Origin of the sequence: Escherichia sp. TW14182, assembly GCF_000208525.1 — a bacterium.
Classification (GTDB): Bacteria; Pseudomonadota; Gammaproteobacteria; order Enterobacterales; family Enterobacteriaceae; genus Escherichia; species Escherichia ruysiae.
Genome location: NZ_AEJZ01000231.1, coordinates 1 through 4,603 on the forward strand (window position 1 = coordinate 1; position 4,603 = coordinate 4,603).

Below are 4,603 nucleotides of genomic sequence, written 5' to 3' on the forward strand. Positions count from 1 at the left end.
CAGTATTTCAGGTTTTCTCATGGCATTAACCGCCGCGCTTAAAGCGCAAATTGCCGCCTGGTATAAGGCGCTTCAGGAACAGATCCCCGACTTTATTCCCCGTGCGCCGCAGCGGCAGATGATTGCGGACGTCGCCAAAACGCTGGCCGGAGAAGAAGGGCGGCATCTGGCGATTGAAGCCCCCACCGGCGTTGGGAAAACGCTCTCCTATTTGATCCCCGGCATCGCCATTGCCCGCGAAGAGCAAAAAACGCTGGTGGTGAGTACCGCCAACGTGGCATTGCAGGATCAGATTTACAGCAAAGATTTACCGCTGCTGAAAAAGATCATTCCCGATCTTAAATTCACTGCCGCTTTTGGGCGTGGGCGCTACGTTTGCCCGCGCAATCTGACGGCGCTCGCCAGCACTGAACCCACGCAACAGGATCTGCTCGCTTTTCTTGACGACGAACTGACGCCTAATAATCAGGAAGAGCAAAAACGCTGTGCAAAGCTGAAGGGCGATCTCGACACTTATAAATGGGATGGCCTGCGCGATCATACGGATATCGCTATTGATGACGATCTCTGGCGCCGTTTGAGTACCGACAAAGCCAGCTGCCTGAACCGCAACTGTTACTACTACCGCGAATGCCCGTTTTTTGTGGCTCGTCGGGAGATTCAGGAAGCGGAAGTGGTGGTGGCAAACCATGCGCTGGTGATGGCGGCGATGGAAAGCGAAGCGGTATTGCCAGACCCGAAAAACTTGCTGCTGGTGCTGGATGAAGGGCATCACCTGCCGGATGTAGCACGGGATGCGCTGGAGATGAGCGCCGAAATCACCGCGCCCTGGTATCGGCTGCAACTTGACTTGCTCACGAAACTGGTCGCCACCTGCATGGAGCAGTTTCGCCCGAAGACGATCCCGCCGCTGGCAATCCCTGAACGTTTGAATGCGCATTGTGAAGAGTTGTATGAGCTTATCGCCTCTTTAAACAACATTCTCAATCTCTATATGCCTGCCGGGCAGGAGGCTGAGCACCGGTTTGCGATGGGCGAACTGCCTGATGAAGTGCTGGAGATCTGCCAGCGGCTGGCGAAACTGACAGAGATGTTGCGTGGTCTGGCAGAACTATTCCTTAACGATTTAAGCGAGAAAAGCGGCAGCCATGACATTGTGCGCCTGCATCGGCTTATTTTGCAGATGAACCGCGCGCTGGGGATGTTTGAGGCGCAAAGCAAACTCTGGCGGCTGGCCTCGCTGGCGCAATCTTCCGGTGCGCCAGTGACCAAATGGGCGACGCGGGAAGAGCGTGACGGGCAGCTACATCTCTGGTTTCACTGCGTGGGGATCCGCGTCAGCGATCAGCTGGAAAGGCTGCTGTGGCGCAGCATTCCGCACATTATTGTCACTTCCGCGACCTTGCGTTCGTTGAACAGTTTTTCGCGTTTGCAGGAGATGAGCGGGCTGAAAGAAAAAGCGGGCGATCTCTTCGTGGCGCTGGATTCACCGTTCAACCACTGTGAGCAGGGCAAAATTGTTATTCCCCGGATGCGCGTTGAGCCTTCTATCGACAGCGAAGAGCAGCATATTGCCGAAATGGCCGCCTTTTTCCGTGAGCAGGTGGAGAGCAAAAAGCATCTCGGCATGTTGGTGCTGTTTGCCAGCGGACGGGCGATGCAGAGGTTTCTCGACTATGTGACGGATTTACGTCTGATGCTGTTAGTGCAGGGAGATCAGCCGCGCTACCGCTTAGTTGAACTGCATCGCAAACGCGTCGCTAACGGTGAACGCAGTGTACTGGTAGGTTTACAGTCATTTGCCGAAGGGCTTGATTTGAAAGGCGATCTGCTCAGCCAGGTGCATATCCATAAAATCGCCTTTCCGCCTATCGACAGTCCAGTGGTGATTACCGAAGGCGAATGGCTAAAAAGTCTTAACCGCTACCCGTTTGAGGTGCAAAGCCTGCCGAGTGCTTCGTTTAATCTGATTCAGCAGGTTGGGCGTCTTATTCGAAGCCACAGTTGCTGGGGCGAGGTGGTTATCTACGACAAACGCTTGTTGACCAAAAATTATGGCAAGCGACTACTGGACGCATTACCGGTATTTCCGATAGAGCAACCGGAAGTCCCTGAAGGTATAGTTAAAAAGAAAGAAAAAGCGAAATCCCCACGCCGTCGGCGGCGTTAATGATGTGAGTCAGGTAAGGAGTCGTAAATGGACTATCGCAAAATCATCAAAGAGATCGGGCGCGGAAAAAACCACGCGCGCGATCTGGATCAGGATACGGCGCGCGGTCTGTATGCCCATATGCTCAATGGCGAAGTGCCTGACCTTGAGTTGGGTGGTGTATTGATTGCACTGCGTATCAAAGGGGAAGGGGAAGCAGAGATGCTCGGCTTTTACGAAGCCATGCAAAATCACACCATCAAGCTAACGCCCCCCGCCGGCAAGCCGATGCCGATTGTCATCCCCAGTTACAACGGTGCGCGTAAACAGGCCAACCTGACACCGTTGCTGGCGATTCTGCTGCATAAACTCGGTTTTCCGGTGGTGGTTCACGGCGTGAGTGAAGATCCTACTCGCGTGCTGACCGAAACCATTTTTCAACTGATGGGGATTGCGCCAACGCTACATGCCGGACAAGCACAGGCGAAGCTTGACGAGCACCAGCCGGTATTTATGCCCGTAGGCGCGTTTTGCCCGCCGCTGGAAAAACAACTGGCAATGCGCTGGCGGATGGGCGTGCGTAACAGTGCGCATACCCTGGCGAAACTGGCGACACCGTTTGCCGAAGGTGAGGCACTGCGTCTTTCCAGCGTCTCGCATCCGGAATACATCGGGCGAGTCGCGAAATTCTTTAGCGATATTGGCGGACGGGCGCTGTTAATGCACGGCACCGAAGGCGAAGTCTATGCTAATCCGCAACGCTGCCCGCAAATAAATCTTATTGACCGCGAAGGGATGCGGGTGCTGTATGAAAAACAGGACACTGCTGGCAACGAGCTACTGCCACAAGCAAAAGACCCGGAAACCACGGCGAAGTGGATTGAGCGTTGCCTGGCAGGCAACGAACCAATTCCTGAGTCACTGAACATCCAGATGGCTTGCTGTCTGGCGGCGGCGGGCGAAGTGGCAACCATTAGCGATGGTCTGGCGCGCATTAAACAATCCTTTTAATTTCTTCCTCAGCCGGATGATGACTGTCATCCGGTCTTTACTCCACTGCACCATGAAAGTGCAGCATCTTTATTGACCTTCCCGTGTGCGGCGCGCAGCATAAAAAAACAACAGGCATATAACATAAACAGGAGTTAACCATGGAAAGTGGTCATCGCTTTGATGCCCGGACGCTGCACAACTTTGTCCTGACTGTGTTTCGTCAGATGGGTAGCGAGGAACAGGAAGCAAAATTAGTAGCAGATCATTTAATCGCAGCAAATCTGGCAGGACATGATTCACATGGTATTGGCATGATCCCGAATTATGTGCGTTCCTGGCAGCAGGGCTATTTGCAGATCAACCATCACGCCAAAATTGTCAAAGATGCGGGGGCAGTGGTCACGCTTGATGGCGATCGTGCATGTGGTCAGGTCGCTGCATATGAGGCCATGGCTCTGGGGATTGAAAAAACACGTCACCACGGCATTGCTGCCGTGGCGCTGCGTAACTCACATCATATCGGGCGCATTGGTTATTGGGCGGAACAGTGCGCGGCGGCGGGTTTTGTCTCTATCCACTTTGTCAGTGTGGTAGGGAGTAAGGCTGTCGCGCCGTTCCGTGGTCGTGACAGTCGCTTTGGCACAAATCCGTTCTGCGTGGTCTTTCCCCGAAAAGATAATTTCCCGCTGTTGCTTGATTACGCCACCAGCACCATTGCGTTTGGTAAAGCGCGTGTGGCCTGGCATAAAGGCGTGCCCGTACCACCTGGTTGCCTGATTGACGTTAATGGCGTGCCAACGACCGATCCGGCAGTCATGCTGGAGTCACCGCTAGGAGCGTTGCTGGCCTTTGCTGAACATAAAGGTTATGCCCTGGCAGTGATGTGCGAAATTCTCGGTGGTGCACTTTCTGGCGGCAAAACTACTTATCAGGAAACATTGCAGCACAGCCCCGATGCCGGTTTTAACTGCATGACGACCATTATCATTAACCCGGAGCTGTTCGGTGCGCCAGATTGTGCAACGCAGTCCGAAGCCTTTGCCGAGTGGGTGAAAGCCTCGCCGCATGATGACGATAAACCGATTTTGCTGCCGGGTGAGTGGGAAGTGAACACGCGTCGCGAACGGCAGGAGATGGGGATCCCGTTGGATGCCGGAAGCTGGCAGGCAATTTGCGACGCAGCGCGGCAGATTGGTATATCAGAAGAGACGTTGCAGGCTTTCTGCCAGCAATCAGTCAGCTAAAAAAAGCCCGTCCAGTGACGGACGGGCAAACAAGGGTAACATAGGATCAATGAGGGTTGGAGCACATGCGTCTGTCGGCAAACAGACAGGGAAATACTTGTGCTGGACGTAGCGTAAACGCCTGATCCGTCCAACGGTTCGGATTTTGTAGGCCTGATAAGACGCGGTAGCGTCGCATCAGGCATCTGTTGCCGGATGCGGCGTAAACGCCTTATCC

4 protein-coding genes are annotated in these 4,603 nt (G+C 54.1%); all 4 read left to right on the forward strand.

All coding sequences use genetic code 11. The features are described from left to right. Window positions 1-19: 19 nt before the first annotated feature. The 4 genes from dinG to ybiE all read left to right on the forward strand — a co-directional run bounded on the left by dinG (window position 20) and on the right by ybiE (window position 4,511). On the forward strand, window positions 20-2,170 hold the full coding sequence (gene dinG, locus EQY_RS0117750) for an ATP-dependent DNA helicase DinG (RefSeq protein WP_024212641.1): 2,151 nt from the start codon (window positions 20-22) through the stop codon (window positions 2,168-2,170). A gap of 27 nt (window positions 2,171-2,197) precedes the next feature. Beyond that, window positions 2,198-3,160, forward strand: a complete 963-nt coding sequence (gene ybiB / locus EQY_RS0117755; protein ID WP_000386505.1) for a DNA-binding protein YbiB — start codon at window positions 2,198-2,200, stop codon at window positions 3,158-3,160. 140 nt (window positions 3,161-3,300) lie between these two features. Continuing rightward, the gene (locus EQY_RS0117760; RefSeq protein ID WP_000443550.1) at window positions 3,301-4,386 is read left to right on the forward strand and encodes a malate/lactate/ureidoglycolate dehydrogenase; all 1,086 of its coding nucleotides are present in this window, start codon (window positions 3,301-3,303) and stop codon (window positions 4,384-4,386) included. 65 nt (window positions 4,387-4,451) lie between these two features. Next, window positions 4,452-4,511 (forward strand): protein YbiE, encoded by a 60-nt coding sequence (ybiE, locus tag EQY_RS26885; RefSeq protein WP_211180490.1) that lies wholly within the window; start codon window positions 4,452-4,454, stop codon window positions 4,509-4,511. Window positions 4,512-4,603: the final 92 nt, after the last annotated feature.